Source organism: Streptomyces sp. NPDC005408 (genome assembly GCF_040606445.1).
GTDB lineage: Bacteria > Actinomycetota > Actinomycetes > Streptomycetales > Streptomycetaceae > Streptomyces.
Map to the genome: position 1 here is coordinate 1 of NZ_JBEXEX010000017.1, position 16648 is coordinate 16648.

Consider the following 16648-nt stretch of genomic DNA (forward strand, 5'->3'; position numbering starts at 1 on the left):
CCGCGTGATACCGCTGCTCGACCACGCTCAGCTCCACCAGCACGGCCCCGGCCCTCCCTGCACGCGGATCAGACGCGCACAGCCAAGCCGAGGCAAGCGGTGTCAAGCATCAAGTGAAGCCACAACGTCAAGCATCAACCGAGACAAGACAAGAGCCCAGCGCAGCAGAGCTGTTCAGAGTTTCTTTACTGGATCAAGGCGGCCCGCCTACGGCGGGCCGCGCGCGCTGGCGGCCAAGGGCCGCCGCCGCTCCATGTCTTCGCCACCGCTCCGGCAGCCCCCACCCGCTCAGCGCGCAACACCGCCAGGCGGACAGCCAGACGAGGAAGCAACCCGACCACTCCGAGCACAAGGACCAGGCCGACACTGACCACGTGTGATCACGCCCCCAACCACGCGCCGTTTCAAGGCCGCATGGCCCTCAGAGCCGCAGTCCGAGCCCAGTTGGCATGGCGCGTCGGCAACGCCCAGGCCGGATCGAGGTGCGGCCCGTGACGCACTGAAGAAGCGTGGCTGAGACCGGTGCGGGGTTGCTGGAAACACACGTGACGGGTGCTCGTTCGACGCTCCCGCCGTCGTGGCTGACTTTCGGGGGCTCACGTCAGAACTGGGCTTCTGCCGACCGAACCGCAACAGTGATCCTCTCCAACTCGACAACAGGAAGCCGGGGTTGCAGCCGAACCCACATTCGGGCACGCCGACCGCCCCGGTACCATCGGCACCGGGGTCCTGATCAGGGCTTCCACGACCGGACCACCCGGAATGCTGTCCAGGCTGAGGGGTGGTCCGGTCTCTAGTTGTTGGCCGTAGCCGTGCGTCTGCCGCCCCGTGAACCGGGGCCTCGGGATCAGCTCAGGGCCTTGCCCACCTCGTAGATCGTCGGCCGATCCTCGGGAGCGGCGCTGAGCATCGCGTCGATCAGTTCGCCCAGCTCACCGGGTGCCTTCACGGGACGACGACGGCCCTTCGCCACTGCTTCCCGCTGTACGGGGCGCGGAGCGTCGTCCGAGTACTCGACCGCTCGCCAGCCGGTGGCGGAGATGAGCAGGGAGGCGCCGAGGGCGTAGATGTCGGCTTCCTGGGTCGGCTCGGCTTCGCCTGTGGCGAGGACGCTGCGGGCGATCTCCGGTGCTTCGTAGTGGACGAGGCAGCCGCGGAACGGGAAGTCGTACCTCTCGGGCACGTTGCCGCCCCGCGCAAGGGCGAGGTCGATGAGGTGCGTCCGCTCCGGTCCGATGATGAAGTGCGCGGGTTGCACGTCACCGTGTGCCCAGCCCTTGGCGTGGAGTTCGGCCAGCGCTTCGACGCATCCCAGGGCCACGCTGGTGTGCGGTGCGATGGATGAGTCCGGGCCACGGCAGGGCTCCCACAGCCGGTACAGGTCCGGGCCTTCGTGCCACGGCTGGAGGTTCCACGTCCCTTGCTCCCACTCGCCGTACGCGATGTCATCGAGGCCGAGGCGATGCAGGACGGCACCTTCGCGGGCGGGCGCGAGCGCGGTCCAGGGCTGGGCAGGCCAGTCGCTGGTGGCCTCGATCGGGTGGCCGAGCTTCACGGCGTAGTGGCCCCGGTGGCTCTCCACCTCCCAGACCGTGGAGCCCCGACGGTTGATGACCAGGTGCTGAGCCGTGGGCATGAGTGCGTCGAGCACCACGATCGGCAGTTCAGGGGTTGAGCCGGACAACGTCTCTTCTCCTTCCGGGCGAACGCGGCCGACCCCGAGTCGAGGCCGGCCGCATCACTGTTGTCGGGTTCGGGGGCTACGCCTGACCGTACGGCCGGCCGCAGTCCGAGTCGCACTGCCCGAGGTTCGTGCCGTCCACGGTCCACAGGTCGTCGAAGAGCAGGAACCCGGCCGCCTTCATGGCGCGTGCCGAGGCGGCGACATCTTCAGGATCGCGGGCCCCTCCACCCGGCATCGGGTTGTGGTGCAGGAAGCGGCCCGCGAACCGCTCGCACAGCTCGGCGTACTCCTTCGTGTGCAGGATGAGTGCGTGCAGGCCGAGGTCCACGTCGTCCGACGGGACCATGCGGACGGTGGCGGTGGCTGCGGTGACCACGAACGCGACCGCCTGGTCCGCGATCTGCGCAGCACGCTCGGGCGACTGCCCGTTGTGGCTGACCACGAAGTGGGCGAGGCTCTCGAACAGCTCCTCACCAGCCACCGCGCGACCGGTCTTCTGATCGTTCGCCGTTGCCGTCATACGAATCTCCTTGTGTGAGGCGGTGCGTGGCACTTACCGCCCGCATTGATCGTCGAGCTCGGCTCACAGACAATCGGGAAGCGGGCTTGGATGGCCGACCCCGAACGGAATTGGGGAGCCAAGGAATTGGCGCCCGTCCGGGGTCGACCGATCTACTGGCCCATGGCGAGGGCCATGCCGGTCACCAGGCCGCACGATCCGCTGATGCAGATGATGAACAGGACCCCGGCGTACCGGCCGACGGCGCGCATCACAGTCCGACCTGACTGTTGCTGTTCCTCACGGCCAGACGTGCGCTCAGCTCCTCCCGCGCGCTGAGCGTCACCACCTGGTCCGGCATGGCATCCCACTCTCTGCCGCCACGGATTGGCCTCATCTGCACTCGGCCCCCGATCTCACCCATGACGACGCCGATACGGTCCCTGACGCTGTCCTTGGCCAGTTCACCGATGCCTGGTCTGGTCTGCTGATTGCTCGCCATGCCTAGGAGCATCGCGATCGGGGACCGTCGCCAAAAGGTCAGGCTGATTACCCAACTTGGGTAACATCGCGGCAAGTAGAGAATCCGCAACGTTGCGTAGCCCTCGCAGTGTGGGAGCTTGCCCAATGCCCGACGCCGACCGGCCGCAGGAACTGCCCGCCGGGCTGCTCACCGATCCCGAGATGATCAACGCGTGCCGAGTGCGGGACTTCGCTAGAGTCTTCCGGCTGGTGAAGACCCGGGCGGGTATCTACCCGTCGATGATCGCCAGGCGATGCGACTTGACGCCTAGCCGGGTCGGCGAAGTGATCGCTGGGCAGCGGCAGTTGCTCCACATGGACGTCATCGAGCGCATCGCGGACGGCCTGCACATTCCGGGGCACATGCTCGGGCTTGCCCGCCGAGCGTGGGAAACGCCTCAAGCCCTCGTGGCCGCAGAGCGCGAGGCACCCCAAGGACCGGAGCCCGAGCAACAGACCCCCACGTCGCTGCCAGGTCCCGATGTGGACAGCATCTTGGCGCTGGCCACGCGAACGAGCCTGAACGCGGCCACACTTGAAGCCTTCCGTTCCTCCATCGAGGACTACTGGCGACGGGACGACCAGCACGGCGGCGAGGCACTGCGACCGGCCATCGTCGGCCAACTCCGCTATGTCGTCGGACTCCTGAAGGAGAGCCGACCACCATCCATCCAGAACGGTCTATACGGAATCGCAGCCGAGCTTGCACGCCTCACCGGCTGGACCTACTTCGACGCCCGCCAGTACAACCAGGCCCGCGCGTACTTCACCGAGGCCCTGCAACTGGCCAAGGAAATCGACGACCGCCAGTTCATGGCCAACGTCCTGGCCTGCATGAGCTTGCAGGGCACGTACCAGGACAAGCCCGCGGACTCTCTGGCCCTCGTGACCGCCGCCCAGGACCAGGCCCGCTCAGCACCCGCTACCACTCCACGCGTCATGTCGATGCTGTTCATGCGTGAAGCGTTCGCCCACGCCACCCTCGGCAGCCAGGCCGCCACTCACGCGGCAATCACGGAAGCTCACCGCCAGTTCGAGCAGATCCTGCCGAGCGACCCGGACCCTTCATGGGTGAGCTACTTCGACGAGCCGAAGCTCATCGTCGACACCGGCATCGCCCATGGCCGGCTGGGCGAGGCCGCGATTGCTGAACCCTTGATCGCAGATGCATTGCGCCGAGAGGACCGCACCAACCAGCGCGGCCGTGCGTTTCACGCGTTCTGGCTCGCTCGTACGCAGCTGGACCAAGGCAAGCTCGATCAGGCGTGCCACACCGCCACGCAGGCTCTGGAGCCCGCATTGGCGGTGGCCTCGGAGCGAGTGTCAGGCCATCTCAGGGAGTTCTACGCCCAGTTGGCACCGCACAGACAAGAGCCCGTAGCTCTGGCCTTCGAGGCGCGGCTACGGGAAGTCCTTCCACCGGTCAGCGGAACGCTTCATCCATGAGCAGGTACAGGAGACCGACAAGGGATCCGCTACTCACGATCTCGCGGCGGTCGATCATGCCCCGTACCTCGCTGAGAGGGATCCACTCGATGCGATCGGACTCGTTCTTCTCGGTGGGCGGTCCGACGTAGGTCGCGCCATCTGCACTAAAGACATGGTGCTGAGAGTCGGTGATCCCGTTGGCCGGCTCGGCGTAGATCAGGGGCTTGATGGGGCCGGGGCGCCAGCCGGTCTCTTCCAGGACTTCGCGGGCCGCTGCCTCCTCCGGTGACTCGCCGTCCTCGACCAGGCCCATGGGCAACTCCCAGGCCCACGAGTCCGTGATGAAGCGGTGCCGCCACATCATCAAGACCTCTTGGCGATCGTTGACTACGGCAGCCACGGCCAGATGACGAAGCTTGACGACGTGGTACTCCCACCGGCGCCCATCCGGCTGCTCCACGTCGGTCAACCACAGGTTCACCCAGGGGTTTTCGTAGATCGGACGTTCCCCGTGGATCTTCCACTGCATGGCTGTGACCCCTCTCGATCGGATTCCAGCATCGCAGAAGAGAGCAGGGGCATCATCAACTGAAGCAAAATGCGTCAGAGTGACGAAATGAGGGCGGCTGGCACTGGTGCCTGGCTGCGCCGCTCGGCGAGGTCGGGGACCCAACTGACCTCTGACCTGGGGGCATGAGGTTTGGTCAGCTCGCTGCGGGGTATGCTAATCTGTTTAGCAGAGGGTGCGAGGCCTAAGAAGCCCATTGTGGTTCACGACCGCTGGCATCCACAGAAGAGGGAGGTCCGGGTTCGAGTCCCGGCGAGTAGCTTAACTGGGAGAGCGCCCTCTTTTATCTTTACCACCCTGCTCTCTGTATCGCTGGAGCGATTTCCGCTTCCGTCAGATTGAGCGATTGGTAGTAAGTGCGGAGAAAACCAGTAAGTTTCCTCTTGCGCTGCGAGACGTGATTCAACTGTGGGTGCTCTGTTTCAAAGTCGGAAAGAGCAGCGTCCGCCCAGACCTCACGTGAAAGACTGTCTCTCAGCGCAAAATTCATTTCTTGCGAAATACGCTTCGTTACGGCGAGGGCTAGGATCAGCTCACCGTGAGAAAGGGTAACTGGAACGCCCAGCGCAACCCGAGTAGCTGGATGTTCACCGGTAACCTTTGTCCACTGAGCAAGCGCGTTGGGTGAAAGATTATTAGCTGCCGTGATGAGGCCTTGTTTGGGCTTCCCTCCCGCGTGAATCACAGCATTTCGCATCTGGCGAATCAAATGGAACTGCTCCAATGATTCTTTCGGGAGCTGCCGACCCACCTTTTGTTGGAACAATCTGTGCATCGACGAGGCATTCGAATCGGCAACCTCCTTTCGAGTTACTTGCTTTGCCTTTATCAGCATTCCGAAGCATGTTTGTACGAAATCTTCGTGAATAGCGAGTGCATAGGGGACAGCCATAGCGCTCAAGTGCTGCTCTGCATGAGAGAGCAATGTGCGAGCACTCGCCGTGGTTAGATTCATCCGTTGGATGTGGGGAACTGCCGGGAATATCTCTGGCAGCAAGCGCGCGCTGCCTTCAGTTAGACGTAGCGTGTTCTCTGCTAACCGCGAGCCAGCCAGCAATGCCATCATGGCATCACTGGCCCTAATTCTGTCTTGCTCATAAGCGCGATATTCTGGAAAATGCACAATGCTCATGCTTGTTCTCTCAGTTCATCAACCATAGATAGTCGCCCTTCCCGATGACGCCGTCAAAGTCAGGAATGCTGAGACCGTTACTGAAAACGGCGTACTCCACGCCCAGATGTCGCACCTGCGCGCTATGAGATATCTCGAATTGCATGCATCGGTGATCGGTATACAAGCTATCTGTGATGCGACTTTCAGCGTCGTAAGTCAAAAACCATTTGATGGGGCTCTCGCAAAGAACCTGCGCTAATTCGCTGTGATCCTTAGAGCTGAGCGAGTCCATGTAGAGACGATCGCCTTGTACCAAATAGGGCGGATCTACATACGCAAGTACGGTCTCTCCCAAGGACTCCAGGCTGCGAATGTGCTGCCGGCCGTCTTGTTGTGACAGAGAGACGTTGTCCCGGTAAGTGCCCAGAAACTCGATCCGCTTCGCGAGTGCTTCGCGGTTGAAGCGTGCGTCAATCTTCCATTTTCCCGCCTGGTCGTAGCCGCCAATGGGGCGAGCCCTGAGGATTCCCGACCTATTGCATCGGTTGAGGAAGAAAGTGGCGAAACCTAGATCGAGGTCTGATTTTCCAATAGGGCTTGCATATAATTTCGCAGCCTTGTGCCAACTATCGATTGTGACGTCAGCGCCACGCACCATTGATGCAAGGTCGCTGGTCGCATGGAAAACGCTACGCCAGAAGGCGGCGATTCCTGGGTCAGCGTCATTCAGATGGATGTGATCCACGCTGCCGTCGACCAACAGCTTAAGAGCCGCGCCTGCGCCCCCGCAAAATGGTTCTGCGTAGTGGGTGGACCTCGGTATTTGTGAATCAATGAGCTGCCCTATGTAGCTCGCCAAACGTGCTTTTCCGCCGGGGTAGCGGAGAGGGCTGAGATATCTCATCACTTGGGATTTTCTCCCAAGTATTGGTCCAGCTTCATGAGCATTGGAGTGTAAACCGCACTGAGAGTGGTGATGTCCAAAATCATGGGCTGTACGTCCCACTGGTGGATAAAGCTATGTAGATTCTTTACGGACAGGGCGCCATCGTTCTGCGACATCCTGCGAGCTTCGTCCAATTGCTTGTCTGCATCGGCCGGATCGATATGCCGGAGGGCGACACCGATTCGTTCGCGTAGTTTGTCTTGCCGGCGACGCCATCCTTGTCGTTCTGCTGCTTCAGTCACAGTAATGTCGATCACGGCTCTGATCATGATTGCTGCAACGTTAGGGGAGTCCTCGATTACAATCTTTTTCGCTTCGTTCAGCACCTTGGCGGTTCTAGGACTGACATTCCTCAGAATGACATTCTGGAAGACTCGCTTGTCCTTCTGGGGCGTGCTGGCGGGGGACGTCGATGGCCGCGGCGCGGCTTCCTTTTGGTCTTGGACATCTCCGCGATTTGAATTTTGGTTCTTCGGGGAGGTGTGACGAGGTTGAGGTAGGCGCTCCGAGGGCTGAGGCAAGTGATCCTTGATGGCGCCGATATAATCCGTCCGCTGTTCCTTGCTCTTTACGTGCGTAACGGAAAGGTGCGTAGCAAGGTCAGAGAAGAGCTTACGTACCGAACTATGCATAATTTCCGGGTCATAGTCGGCCAAGATGCCGCTATTTCGAAAATCGAAACCTAGTGAGTTTCGGACCTTGGGGTCCGAAAGTAGGCGTGCCAGTGTGGTGAGCCTGGTAGTGCGGACTGTTGCTATGTCCTGCAATAGGTCATTGTCGGTGCTGTACCATTCCGAAACCTGTTCAATGAATCGGAGGGCTCTAGCTGTGGGATTTTCCTTCTGGGCGAAGCGAATTTTCTGCTCGGAGGTCCACGGGACAACTCCGACACCTTCTGCTTCTCCGGTATGTCTGAGCGTAATCCAGTGATTCGCCTTTTCTCGACTCTCTGCCACTACACAGCGCATGGCGCGAGGAATGGAGTGCCGACGGGCGATGATGCCCATCTGTTGGCGGATTCGAGGGTCATCCACCAGAGATGGATCGGCTAACGCCTTTAAGGTGGCGAGCCTGCGATTGCCCTCGATGACGACTATTTTGCCTTCTTCGTGGACGACAATCGGTAATTCTGTTGGATTCAAACCCTGTTCGGCTATATCTTGCGCTAGGCGTGCTAGCTTCTCGGGATCTTTCTGGAGCAGGGCTGCGATAGCCTCACGGGTTGTTGGTGTGGGCATATCATGTCGGGGGTTTTGGTAGTCAAGGCTCAAGTCCGTCACCGAGAAGTCCCTCTGCTCCATGGTGATGATGTTCTCATTCGAACCGCACCTAGCGGTAGTGATCTCTCAAAGGTCACCGTGGGTGAAGGCGGACCGGTGGCCGAAGCTGACGGCAACGCCGGCACGCAGTCGTGCATGATCGCTATCCTGCACGATCGCAGCAGAAGGCCGCTGGCTCTCCTTGCCAGGTGCGGCCCGATCCTACGGATCAGAAGGTGGCGGGCTCCTCCCGCGTCTGTACTTCAACGGACCCATGGGTGTGGGCACGAGTACACGACCCGTCGGTGGCCCTTCACTTCCGGGAATGGCTGCCACGGCCTGAGCCTTCTACGCGTGGTGGGGCCGCGGGGTTGCTGACCGGAGTCCCGGGGAGCGGAACGGAGCCAGTGGACCCCGTGTGGACCATGGCCCCCGCTTAGCATCCGGGGCCGGTACGCTGTACCCGCTCCGTCCCTGGTGGGCGGCAGCGCAGGTGGGTTGCCCGAGCGGCCTAAGGGAACGGTCTTGAAAACCGTCGTGGCAGCGATGTCACCGTGGGTTCAAATCCCACACCCACCGCGCAGGTCAGCTTAGGTGCTGGTCAGAAGGGGTGCCCCGGTTGCCGGAGCACCCCTTTCGCGTACAGGCTGTCTCACCCTTTCTCGCCGGTATCCCAGCTTTGACCAGTGCGTATGGGCCATCTGTGGGCCAGGATCAGGGCCCCTCGTCCTCGCCCAGCGCGCGGGAGATCAGGTTGTTGGAGTGCTGCTGACCGCCCTTAAGGATCTTCGCGTAGAAGCGGTACAGCACCGCGATGCTGTGGCCGGCGCGAGCGGCGACCTCCGCCGGGTCGACCCCCGACTTGATCCAGAGGGAGACCCCCGCGTGACGTAGGGAGTACGGCACTGCCGCGAGGGCGGACTCGACCTCACCGGCAGAGAGCACGGCGCTCCGGGCTCTCTCCCAGGCATTGCAGTACTCCGTGGAGGCCACCCGCCCTCCCCGCGCCGCCCGGAACAGTCGGCCGTCATCGGCCGTGCCGTACCGGGCGATGTGCTCTCGGAGTAGGTGCACAAGAATGGGCGGGATTGGCACGGTTCGCGTCGCGCCGCGCTTGCGTCGCTTGAGGCCGCGCTTCTCGTACGACGTGCCCTCGTCTGTCCAGCCGCCACCGACTTCCGGGCGGCTTTCCCCGAGCAGTAGTTCGCCCCATTCCTTGACGGACTCCGGCGAGTTGGGCGGCAGCGTGCAGTCCGATTCTTTGAGCGCGACGATCTCACCGGGTCGCATAGCCGCGTAGTAGAGGCACCCGAAGAACGCGTGTAGGTGCTCGCCGCGGGGCCCGGAGTCGCGGACAGCCCCGAGCAAGGCACGCGCCTTGCTCGGGCCCGGCACGTACCGGAAATCAATCTCGTCGTCGCTCTCGGGAGGTGTCCAGTCCACGCGGGATAGGGGGTTCGCCGTGAGTAGCCCCTTCTCCTCAACGGTGTAGCGGAGCACGTTGCTCAGCACCATGCGCTTGCGCCTGACCGTGTTCTCGGCGGCCTTGCCCCCGTCCAGCCGGAGCGAGAGCGCGTCCAGGGCGGGACGTAGAAGGGTGGGGTCCTCTAAGTCCTTGACCTTGATGGAGTGGGCGGCAATCCACTCCAGGGCGGCGCGGATGTCCGCGGGCGGTTCCTCGGCGACGTGACGCGACACCCAAGACCCTTCCGGGCCACGAACCGCCCGGAACGCCCACTGGTAAAGGGCATCACGCAGCACAGTCGAGCGGGGCGCTCCCCGCTTGCTGGTGACGAGCGCGGGGGTCACGACAGCGAGCGATTCCGCAATGCTCGCCCGGTGCTTGGCGGCGGCTTGCGGCCATTTCATGAGGACGTACCCCGTGACGTGCTCGTACCAGGAAGGGGAGGTGCGAGCCATCAACTCGCCCGCGGGAAGCCCCGTTTCCTCGTCGAATTGCTGGTGGTCACGCAGAGCGGTCATCAACTCTGCCCGACGGCCGTCCGCTTGGGGCTTGAGCTTGAAGCTCCGGGAGTGCGGACGCTCGCCGACCCGCCAACGCAGTTCCCACGGCTTCGGGCGGCCCGCACGCTTGCGGATGGACCAGATATCGACGTCGTACGTGAGCATGTCTCTCCAAACAGAACGAGGGGCCCGCGCTCGGCGCGGGCCCCGGTGAAGCGGTCGGATTTAAGCGGCGTGCTCCTCGCACCGCTCCCACCACGCATCCAAGTCCGCGCGTTTCACGCGGAGTTGGCCGTTAGGGAGCTTGCTGAGGCGGGGGGCTTGGCCGCGGGCGCGCATGCGGTAGAAGGCGGCGCGACTCATGTCGATTTCGGCGAGTACTTCGGGGAGTTTGAGCATCTTGGGGCGTGCCACGGTGCGACTCCTTCGAGGCTTCGATCTTTCGGGAGGGTGACGGGGGTCTTCGAACATTGGGCTTGTCGGGGGCTCGCGTCTGTCCGAGGTGCGGGATTCTGCGTCACCGCGTCATCTGCGTCACTTGTACGTCTGACCTGCGGTTTCGAGTGACGCAGAGGGTCTGAGCGTGTGTCACCGGCGCGGGTGGTCTCTGTCACCGGTGACGCGGGTGACGCGGGGTGACGCAGCCACCGCCCGCCTGCGTCACCGCTGTAGCAGCAGATCAAGGGCCGTTTTGCGCCCTCGGGTGACGCAGGTGACGCAGCGTCCCTTCTCTTAGGAAAAAAGAGAGGGGTGTCTGTGGTGGTGCGCTGCGCCTCAGAGCGTGAAGAAGGAGCCGCTACGCGGCGCGATCATCAGGCGGCGTGCCGCCGAAGAGCAAGAGGAGCACGCCTCGACGTGGTGCTCTTCTTGCTTGTCCGGACGGTCGTGCGTCGCAGGTCAGAGCATCGGCTCTTGCTCGTGTGGGGGCGGGGTCGGCGGTCGGGTCATTTCGATGTAGCGGGCTGTTTTGGTGCGGCCCCAGTCGATGAGGACGCCCCGTGCGGCCAGGGTCGGCTGGAGGCGCTTGAGGCGGTCCGAGAGGACTTTGCCTGTCGTGGGCCAGCCCTTGGGCAGCGGACGGCAGTCGTCGCCCGAGTGGAGCCGGGTGAGGCAGTGGAGCCATTCGGCAGAGGTCATCCGTTCCTCTGCGCCCGCTTCGAGGTTCGCGGCGTGCTGCAGCACGGTCTGTGCGAGGAGGTCGCCTTCGATGACGTCGTCGTTGAGGTCGTCCAGGCTGGTCCGGTAGGCGTTGAGCGCTCCGAGGTCGGTGGCCGCATCGAGCTGTGCGCACAGGTGGGCGAAGTCGGCCATGCGCAGGTCGGTGGGGATGTCGGCCTCGGCTGCCCGGACTTTGACCGTGAGGTCGAGCAGGGATCCGAGGACGACGGGGAGGACTTCTTCGAACTCCCCCCACAGTTCGGCTTCGGTACGCCTCACGCGGGGGCGTTCCAGGCGCAGCGGGAGGAGGCGTTCGGCGAGGTCGGGGCGGATGACGCCGACGTCGATGCCGGTCAGGAGCAGGGGGCGGCGGTAGCGGGCGCGGACCACGTCGCCGTCGGTGTAGAGGGCGCGTTTGATGGTCTCGGCTCCGGTGACGATGCAGCACATGAGGTCGGACAGGTCCGGGGCCAGGTGGGAGAGGTTGTCCAGGGCGGTGACCCATCCGGCCGCGACGGCCGCGATCAGGTTCTCTTCGTCCTTGGGGGCGCGGCGCAGGTCGCCGCTCATCCCTTCGATGATCCTGACGAGCATCCGTCCCCCGGTGGACTTGCCCGCCCCTTGGGGGCCGGTGAGGAAGGGGGCGGGGACGGGCACGGACGGCCCGAGGCAGCCGATGAGCCAGGCCACAGCCAGGCATTCGGTCTCGGCGTTGGCGAAGTTGCACAGCCGGAGCAGGAGGTCGATGCCCTTGCCGTCGGTGTCCTTGGCGGGCAGGGGGAGTTCCCCGGTGAGCTGGGTGCGTCGCCAGCACACTTCCTGCGGGTCGGGGGTGACGATGTCCCACCCGGTGGGGTGGATGCGGATGGACTGCCCGTCGTCGCGGCCAAGGTCAAGCCACGTCGCGCCGTCGAATCCCGGCGCGACGCGGATGTGGACGGGCTGCACGTCCTGGATCATCGCCAGCGCTTCAATGAGATCCAGCGCCTCTTTGAGCGCGGTCCCGTTGAACACGCCGAGCCCGTCCTTGAAGAGGCCGACCATGAGTTCCTGCCGGTGGCTGCCCGAGGTGCCCTGTGAGCGGATCGGACGTGCCACCGGGTGGCCGTTCTTCTGCGCGAACACCGTCCCATCCGCGGTGCGGAAGTACCGGAAGTGCTCTTGCGCGTAGTCGGCGATGACCTCGCGCGCCGGAGTCTTCTCATCTTCGGACATGGCTACAGTCCCAACCTGGTCAGGGCGTTGGACCACGCGTCGGTGCAGTGCCGGGGCGATTCGCCCTTGGCCTGCGCGGCGGTGAACAGTCGCGCGATGTGGGCCTCGGTGAGGCAGCCGCACCGACCGTGGACGGACAGCACAGCGAGGAACGTCCGGTAGACGGTGGCGTGCACCGTGTCACGAGCCTCGGTGATGCGCTGCTCTGCCATGGCGATGCCGCGGTCCAGGTAAGTGGGCGTGCGGTGGCGGCACACTCCGTCACCTGCCCGTCCGGGCACGGTGATGGCATGTGGTGCGGGCCGGACCGTGGAGGGTTCCTTCACGGCCAGCGCGCGTACGACGTCCGGCAGGGCCGTGATGGTGCCGGTGCCGGGGCCGAGCCACCGCGCGTAGGCCATCGTGGACTTGACGTCGACGCCGGGGCGCACGGCGTTGGCGGATTGCATGACGCCCTGGTAGAGCCAGTGCTCACCCCTGTTGGTGCGCACGGTCCGTGTGGCGGGCAGGCTTGCACGGGCCCACACGATGGCTTCTGCGCTGTCGAGGTCGACGACGGTGAGACTGGCGCCGCCGGGGTGGTAAGCCACCGCTGCCGCGCCGCGCCAAGCCCGCGCCCACGTCGGTGCGTTGATGACGCAGGGGTCGGTGGTAGCGGCGGCCCAGCCGTGGCACGGGTGCGGGCAGGTGCAGGGGCCGGGGGACTTCATATTCGGCCGGCCGCCGCACGCGTTGTCGGCGCAGCGACGGCAGTTGCCAAACGGCACCTTCCCGGCTCGTAACGGCAGCACCGGCACGCTGGAGGCTGCCAAGGACAGAGCGGCCCGCAGGTGCTCTCCCCGAATGTCGGTGGGTTGCGTCATGCTGGAGGTCTCCAGTTCCTTGGAGGGATGCTGGTTGGTCAGGGCGGCCCGGTCTTTGGCGAGAGGGGGCCGCCCCTGGCGTTGCTAGCCGTGGAAGTGGTTGCGCTTGATCACGGCCTTGCGGATGTGGAAGGTGTTGCCGCCGCTGCGGCCGCTCGCGCCGAAGATCTGCACGGCGATCCAGCCGCCGAAGATGACGGCGGCCAGGATGATGAGCTGGTGGATGAGCGCCGCGAGCGCGGCGATGAACGTGGTGAGCAGCACGAGTCCGCCGCATACGGCACCGAACCCGATGCCCCCGAGGGCGATGTTCACCGCCGTGCGGGAGACGAGCGGCTTGGCTGCGACCGGTTCGGGCTTGGCGGGCTCGATGGCGTAGCCGGTGACGACGCGGCCGTCCGGCAGAACGATGCTTGCCACCGCCGGGCTGCTGCCCGGCTGCACTGGAACGAGGGGCACCGTGTGAGCGGGCGTGATCGGGGCGGGTCGGTGGACCTCCACAGCCGCCGTGTCGTGTCCGACCGGGAGGCGGTACGCAGTGGGTTCGTTCACTTCGCACCTCCGGCGAACGCACCGGTCACGGCGGTGACGAGCTGGTTGACGGTGTCGCTCGCGTCGGTGGCGGCGAGGTAGAAGCCGAACAGCGCAGCGACGACGGCCGCGCCGAACCCGAGCGCCTTGAAGCGCAGCAGCAGGGCGAGCCCGGCAGCGAGGAGCAGCACGAGTGGGATGGTGATGACCATGAGTCCTCCGAGGCAGGTGGTCAGCGGGTGCCCGCGCGGTAGGTGCGCGCGGCGCGGTTGTAGAGCCAGCGGCCGATGCGTATGCGCTTGCCGGTGGCGTGGCAGCGGCGGCAGTCCTTGCCGCGCTTCAGGTGTCCCTTGCGGTCGGTCTTGAAGGCGTGGCCCATGCCGTCGCACTTACGGCAGTCGCCGAACGGGCTCAGCCAGCACCGTGCGCTGTAACACAAAGTGACGGTCAGTAGGAGTGCGGTAGCGAGGACGGGAAGGCTCATCAGGGGCCTCTCAGGCGGGTTTTGAGGGTTTCCGCAGGTGGGCCGCTATGTGCTAGCGGCCTGATCAGGGGCGGTTTGGGTCGCTAGCAGGGTTGCTACCGGTAGCAGCGTCTGCCGCTACCGGTAGCAGGCTGTGAGACCTATCCGGCGTCCCGCTTCTTGTTGCGCTCCGTAATCGCGGTGGCGATGTCGTCGCGCTTGATGCCGCGCTTGTTGACCTGCCGTCCGTCGATGCGGCGGCTGATCTGGTCGGTGGCGATGCCGAACGGCTTGAGCGCTGCGGTGAGCGCTTCCGCCTTGGGCTTGGACTCCAGCTCCGCCCACGGCCCGTACGCCTCGGGGCGGAGGTCGGCGAGGCGGTCGACGATGGTCTCGGACCACACCTTGGCCTCGCCCTTGCCGAGCACCGCGGCCACGTCGTCCAGGATCGTGGCGGACACCTCTGGCGCCGGAGCCTCGCCTGCCGCGTCGCCGGACAGGGTGCCCTCGGCCTCGCGCAGCACCGCGGCACGGGTCAGGATGCGTTCGGCGTCCTGGCCGTTGGCGAGGTAGGTGCGCACGATGCCGGAGTCGTCGGACATGCCCTTGAGCAGGCCCACGCCCTTGTGGGACTTCAGCAGCTTGGACGCATCCAGACCTTCCGAGTACGAGCCCGCGCCCAGGATGGTGTCGGACACCTGGTACGCCCCGACGCGCAGCGCGAAGCGGGCCTGGTGCTGGTCGCGCAGCTCCGAGGGGCACGCCTTGTCGTCCGGTTTCTGCGTCGACGTCATCACGCTCACGCCGACCGCGGGGGCGACGCGGGCGAGGTAGACGAGCAGGGACAGGATTTCCTTGCCGTGCTCGGGGTGCTGCAAGTACTCCTGCACCTCATCCACCACGAACAGCGTGAGGGGCATGTTGAGCTTCTTGTCCCGGCTGATCTCCGGGGTGAGCTTGCCTTCCGGGCAGATGTGCAGCGGCAGTTCCGAGAGCCGGTGGTAGCGGTCCTCAACGTCCGCCTTCAGCTCGCGCAGCGAGGTCAGCAGGTGCACCACCGGGTCGAACCCGTTCTTCGGGACGATGCCGAACGCGATCCGGTGGGCGACCTTGGCGAACTTGCGCCAGTCCGGCGACGCCTTCCCGTCGAACACGTACAACCGCACGTACGGGTCCAGCGCGGCAGCGAGCGCGATCGTGCGCGCACTGAACGTCTTGCCCTGCCTCGGTACCGCGCCGACCAGCAGGGACAGCCACAGCATCGTGGCCATGACCGGGTTGCCCCGCTCGTCCACGCCCCACGGGAACGGCTTCCAGAAGTCCACCCGCGTCGCCCCCAACAGCGGGGACTTGCCGGAGGGAACGGCGAGCGGGTCGCGGTCGGCGATCCAGTACGACACCCGCCGGCCGCTGGTCTCGTCCTTGTCGAGGAAGAGCTGAGTCGGCGCGATGTCCATACCGGAGGCGAGCCGCGCGTGGGCGTTGAGAGCGTCCTCGAACGTCTTGCCGTACGGGAGGTCGACCACGACGCGCCAGCCGTCCCCGTCCCGGCCGATCGGCCGCGGGAACGCGATCGACTGATCCTTGTTCGTCAGCTTCGCCGCATCGTGGGCACGGATGACGATGTCGCTGCTCAACTTGCGCTTGCGGAACGTCACCTTGGCCATATCGATCAGCGGCCGGTCGGCCGGAGCACCGACCACACCCAGCGTGGTGGTCAGCGTCGCCATGGCCAGCAAGAGAAGCCACGACGGGGCCATGACGTACAGCGTCAACGCCGCGGCCAGGCCGAGGAATCCGGCAAGCGCAGCGGTGATGCCGCGCAGCCGCACGCGGTCGTTGCGCTGCCGGGACAGCTTCAGGTACTCGGCAGCGTCCTCGTTGGCCACGGAGGCGAGTCGCAGGCCCTTGCCTTCCGCGTCGAACACCCACCGTCCGACGGCGGTCGACCAGCGCCACGCACCGCGCGGCGAGTACCACATCACCTTCGGCGTGTAGATGCACGGCAGGCGAACCGCGTGGTAGCCGAGCACCGTCGAGTAGTGCCGTATCGCCCACTTGCGGACGGCCCTGCGCTGGTCAGGCAGCTTCACCCAGTCCGGCAAGACGGCCAGTCGGGCCTTGTCCTTGGCCTCCATCCACTCCGCGACGGACGGCGGGTAGACCTCGCGGGGCGGGTCGACCGGCTCGCCCTCGACGAGTCCATCGGCCTCGGGGTCGCCGGTGTCGGGGAGTTCTGCCTCCCACTCGCCCGGCTTCACCGTGCCTGCGGCAGGAGTCTCCGGGCTAGTGGTCGGGCTTGTGCCCTTGGTGGGCGGGAACGGCAGCACGTCGGCTGTTCGCTCGTAGGTGCCCTCCGGCTCGCCGGGGGGCGGGAACGCGGTGTTCTCGGTCACGATGTATCTGCTCCTTCACGGGAGTCGAAGGGTCCGG

At 65.0% G+C, this 16648-nt stretch carries 16 protein-coding genes and 1 tRNA gene; 2 read left to right on the forward strand and 15 right to left on the reverse strand.

Features of this window, described 5'->3' with window-relative positions; genetic code table 11:
• Nucleotides 1-847: 847 nt before the first annotated feature.
• The 3 genes from ABZS64_RS17960 to ABZS64_RS17970 all read right to left on the reverse strand — a co-directional run bounded on the left by ABZS64_RS17960 (nt 848) and on the right by ABZS64_RS17970 (nt 2697).
• Entirely contained in the window at nt 848-1684 is an 837-nt protein-coding gene (locus ABZS64_RS17960) for a protein kinase (protein ID WP_355830023.1), read from the reverse strand.
• Nucleotides 1685-1760: 76 nt separating this feature from the next.
• Complete coding sequence (locus tag ABZS64_RS17965) at nt 1761-2204, reverse strand: hypothetical protein (protein ID WP_355830026.1); 444 nt, start codon at nt 2202-2204, stop codon at nt 1761-1763.
• A 250-nt stretch (nt 2205-2454) separates the two neighbouring features.
• On the reverse strand, nt 2455-2697 hold the full coding sequence (locus ABZS64_RS17970; protein WP_355830029.1) for a hypothetical protein: 243 nt from the start codon (nt 2695-2697) through the stop codon (nt 2455-2457).
• 113 nt (nt 2698-2810) lie between these two features.
• On the opposite strand from ABZS64_RS17970, the gene ABZS64_RS17975 reads away from it, so the two are divergent.
• Entirely contained in the window at nt 2811-4151 is a 1341-nt protein-coding gene (locus tag ABZS64_RS17975; RefSeq protein WP_355830032.1) for a helix-turn-helix transcriptional regulator, read from the forward strand.
• Here the strand turns inward: ABZS64_RS17975 and ABZS64_RS17980 are convergent.
• The 4 genes from ABZS64_RS17980 to ABZS64_RS17995 all read right to left on the reverse strand — a co-directional run bounded on the left by ABZS64_RS17980 (nt 4129) and on the right by ABZS64_RS17995 (nt 8062).
• Nucleotides 4129-4662 carry an NUDIX hydrolase gene (locus ABZS64_RS17980; protein ID WP_355830035.1) on the reverse strand — a complete coding sequence of 178 codons (534 nt, stop codon included), beginning with the start codon at nt 4660-4662 and terminating at the stop codon, nt 4129-4131. The two genes, ABZS64_RS17975 and ABZS64_RS17980, sit on opposite strands and share 23 nt — an antisense overlap.
• A 328-nt stretch (nt 4663-4990) precedes the next feature.
• Nucleotides 4991-5833 (reverse strand): hypothetical protein, encoded by an 843-nt coding sequence (locus ABZS64_RS17985; RefSeq protein ID WP_355830038.1) that lies wholly within the window; start codon nt 5831-5833, stop codon nt 4991-4993.
• Between the two features lie 10 nt (nt 5834-5843).
• Nucleotides 5844-6719: a DNA adenine methylase gene (locus tag ABZS64_RS17990; protein WP_355830040.1), complete on the reverse strand. Its 876-nt coding sequence runs from the start codon at nt 6717-6719 to the stop codon at nt 5844-5846.
• Nucleotides 6719-8062, reverse strand: coding sequence for a hypothetical protein (locus ABZS64_RS17995; protein ID WP_355830043.1), 1344 nt, complete (start codon nt 8060-8062; stop codon nt 6719-6721). The genes ABZS64_RS17990 and ABZS64_RS17995 overlap by 1 nt, the downstream gene beginning before the upstream one ends.
• Nucleotides 8063-8512: 450 nt before the next feature.
• Between ABZS64_RS17995 and ABZS64_RS18000 the strand changes: the two genes are divergently transcribed.
• Nucleotides 8513-8599 (forward strand) — tRNA-Ser (locus tag ABZS64_RS18000).
• 135 nt (nt 8600-8734) lie between these two features.
• On the opposite strand, the gene ABZS64_RS18005 is transcribed toward ABZS64_RS18000, so the two are convergent.
• The 8 genes from ABZS64_RS18005 to ABZS64_RS18040 all read right to left on the reverse strand — a co-directional run bounded on the left by ABZS64_RS18005 (nt 8735) and on the right by ABZS64_RS18040 (nt 16611).
• Nucleotides 8735-10150, reverse strand: coding sequence for a tyrosine-type recombinase/integrase (locus ABZS64_RS18005; RefSeq protein WP_355830046.1), 1416 nt, complete (start codon nt 10148-10150; stop codon nt 8735-8737).
• Between the two features lie 60 nt (nt 10151-10210).
• Nucleotides 10211-10399, reverse strand: coding sequence for a helix-turn-helix domain-containing protein (locus ABZS64_RS18010; protein WP_355830049.1), 189 nt, complete (start codon nt 10397-10399; stop codon nt 10211-10213).
• 483 nt (nt 10400-10882) lie between these two features.
• Complete coding sequence (locus tag ABZS64_RS18015; RefSeq protein ID WP_355830052.1) at nt 10883-12358, reverse strand: ATP-binding protein; 1476 nt, start codon at nt 12356-12358, stop codon at nt 10883-10885.
• A 2-nt stretch (nt 12359-12360) separates the two neighbouring features.
• Complete coding sequence (locus ABZS64_RS18020) at nt 12361-13221, reverse strand: DNA primase (protein WP_355830055.1); 861 nt, start codon at nt 13219-13221, stop codon at nt 12361-12363.
• A gap of 84 nt (nt 13222-13305) precedes the next feature.
• Entirely contained in the window at nt 13306-13773 is a 468-nt protein-coding gene (locus ABZS64_RS18025) for a hypothetical protein (protein ID WP_355830057.1), read from the reverse strand.
• Nucleotides 13770-13964, reverse strand: coding sequence for a hypothetical protein (locus ABZS64_RS18030; RefSeq protein ID WP_355830060.1), 195 nt, complete (start codon nt 13962-13964; stop codon nt 13770-13772). Before ABZS64_RS18030 ends, ABZS64_RS18025 begins: the two co-directional genes overlap by 4 nt.
• Before the next feature lie 20 nt (nt 13965-13984).
• A complete protein-coding gene (locus ABZS64_RS18035; protein WP_355830063.1) occupies nt 13985-14236 on the reverse strand; it encodes a hypothetical protein in 252 nt (83 codons plus the stop codon).
• 140 nt (nt 14237-14376) lie between these two features.
• Nucleotides 14377-16611 (reverse strand): cell division protein FtsK, encoded by a 2235-nt coding sequence (locus ABZS64_RS18040; protein ID WP_355830064.1) that lies wholly within the window; start codon nt 16609-16611, stop codon nt 14377-14379.
• Nucleotides 16612-16648: the final 37 nt, after the last annotated feature.

What these genes read in the sequence shown, in the direction of transcription:
- ABZS64_RS18035 (WP_355830063.1), bottom strand. Translation starts at nt 14,236, where the DNA reads ATGAGCCTTCCCGTCCTCGCTACCGCACTCCTACTGACCGTCACTTTG.
- ABZS64_RS17970 (WP_355830029.1), bottom strand. Translation starts at nt 2,697, where the DNA reads ATGCTCCTAGGCATGGCGAGCAATCAGCAGACCAGACCAGGCATCGGT.
- ABZS64_RS17975 (WP_355830032.1), top strand. Translation starts at nt 2,811, where the DNA reads ATGCCCGACGCCGACCGGCCGCAGGAACTGCCCGCCGGGCTGCTCACC.
- ABZS64_RS18015 (WP_355830052.1), bottom strand. Translation starts at nt 12,358, where the DNA reads ATGTCCGAAGATGAGAAGACTCCGGCGCGCGAGGTCATCGCCGACTAC.
- ABZS64_RS17965 (WP_355830026.1), bottom strand. Translation starts at nt 2,204, where the DNA reads ATGACGGCAACGGCGAACGATCAGAAGACCGGTCGCGCGGTGGCTGGT.
- ABZS64_RS17990 (WP_355830040.1), bottom strand. Translation starts at nt 6,719, where the DNA reads ATGAGATATCTCAGCCCTCTCCGCTACCCCGGCGGAAAAGCACGTTTG.
- ABZS64_RS18030 (WP_355830060.1), bottom strand. Translation starts at nt 13,964, where the DNA reads ATGGTCATCACCATCCCACTCGTGCTGCTCCTCGCTGCCGGGCTCGCC.
- ABZS64_RS17985 (WP_355830038.1), bottom strand. Translation starts at nt 5,833, where the DNA reads ATGAGCATTGTGCATTTTCCAGAATATCGCGCTTATGAGCAAGACAGA.
- ABZS64_RS17995 (WP_355830043.1), bottom strand. Translation starts at nt 8,062, where the DNA reads ATGGAGCAGAGGGACTTCTCGGTGACGGACTTGAGCCTTGACTACCAA.
- ABZS64_RS17980 (WP_355830035.1), bottom strand. Translation starts at nt 4,662, where the DNA reads ATGCAGTGGAAGATCCACGGGGAACGTCCGATCTACGAAAACCCCTGG.
- ABZS64_RS18005 (WP_355830046.1), bottom strand. Translation starts at nt 10,150, where the DNA reads ATGCTCACGTACGACGTCGATATCTGGTCCATCCGCAAGCGTGCGGGC.
- ABZS64_RS18020 (WP_355830055.1), bottom strand. Translation starts at nt 13,221, where the DNA reads ATGACGCAACCCACCGACATTCGGGGAGAGCACCTGCGGGCCGCTCTG.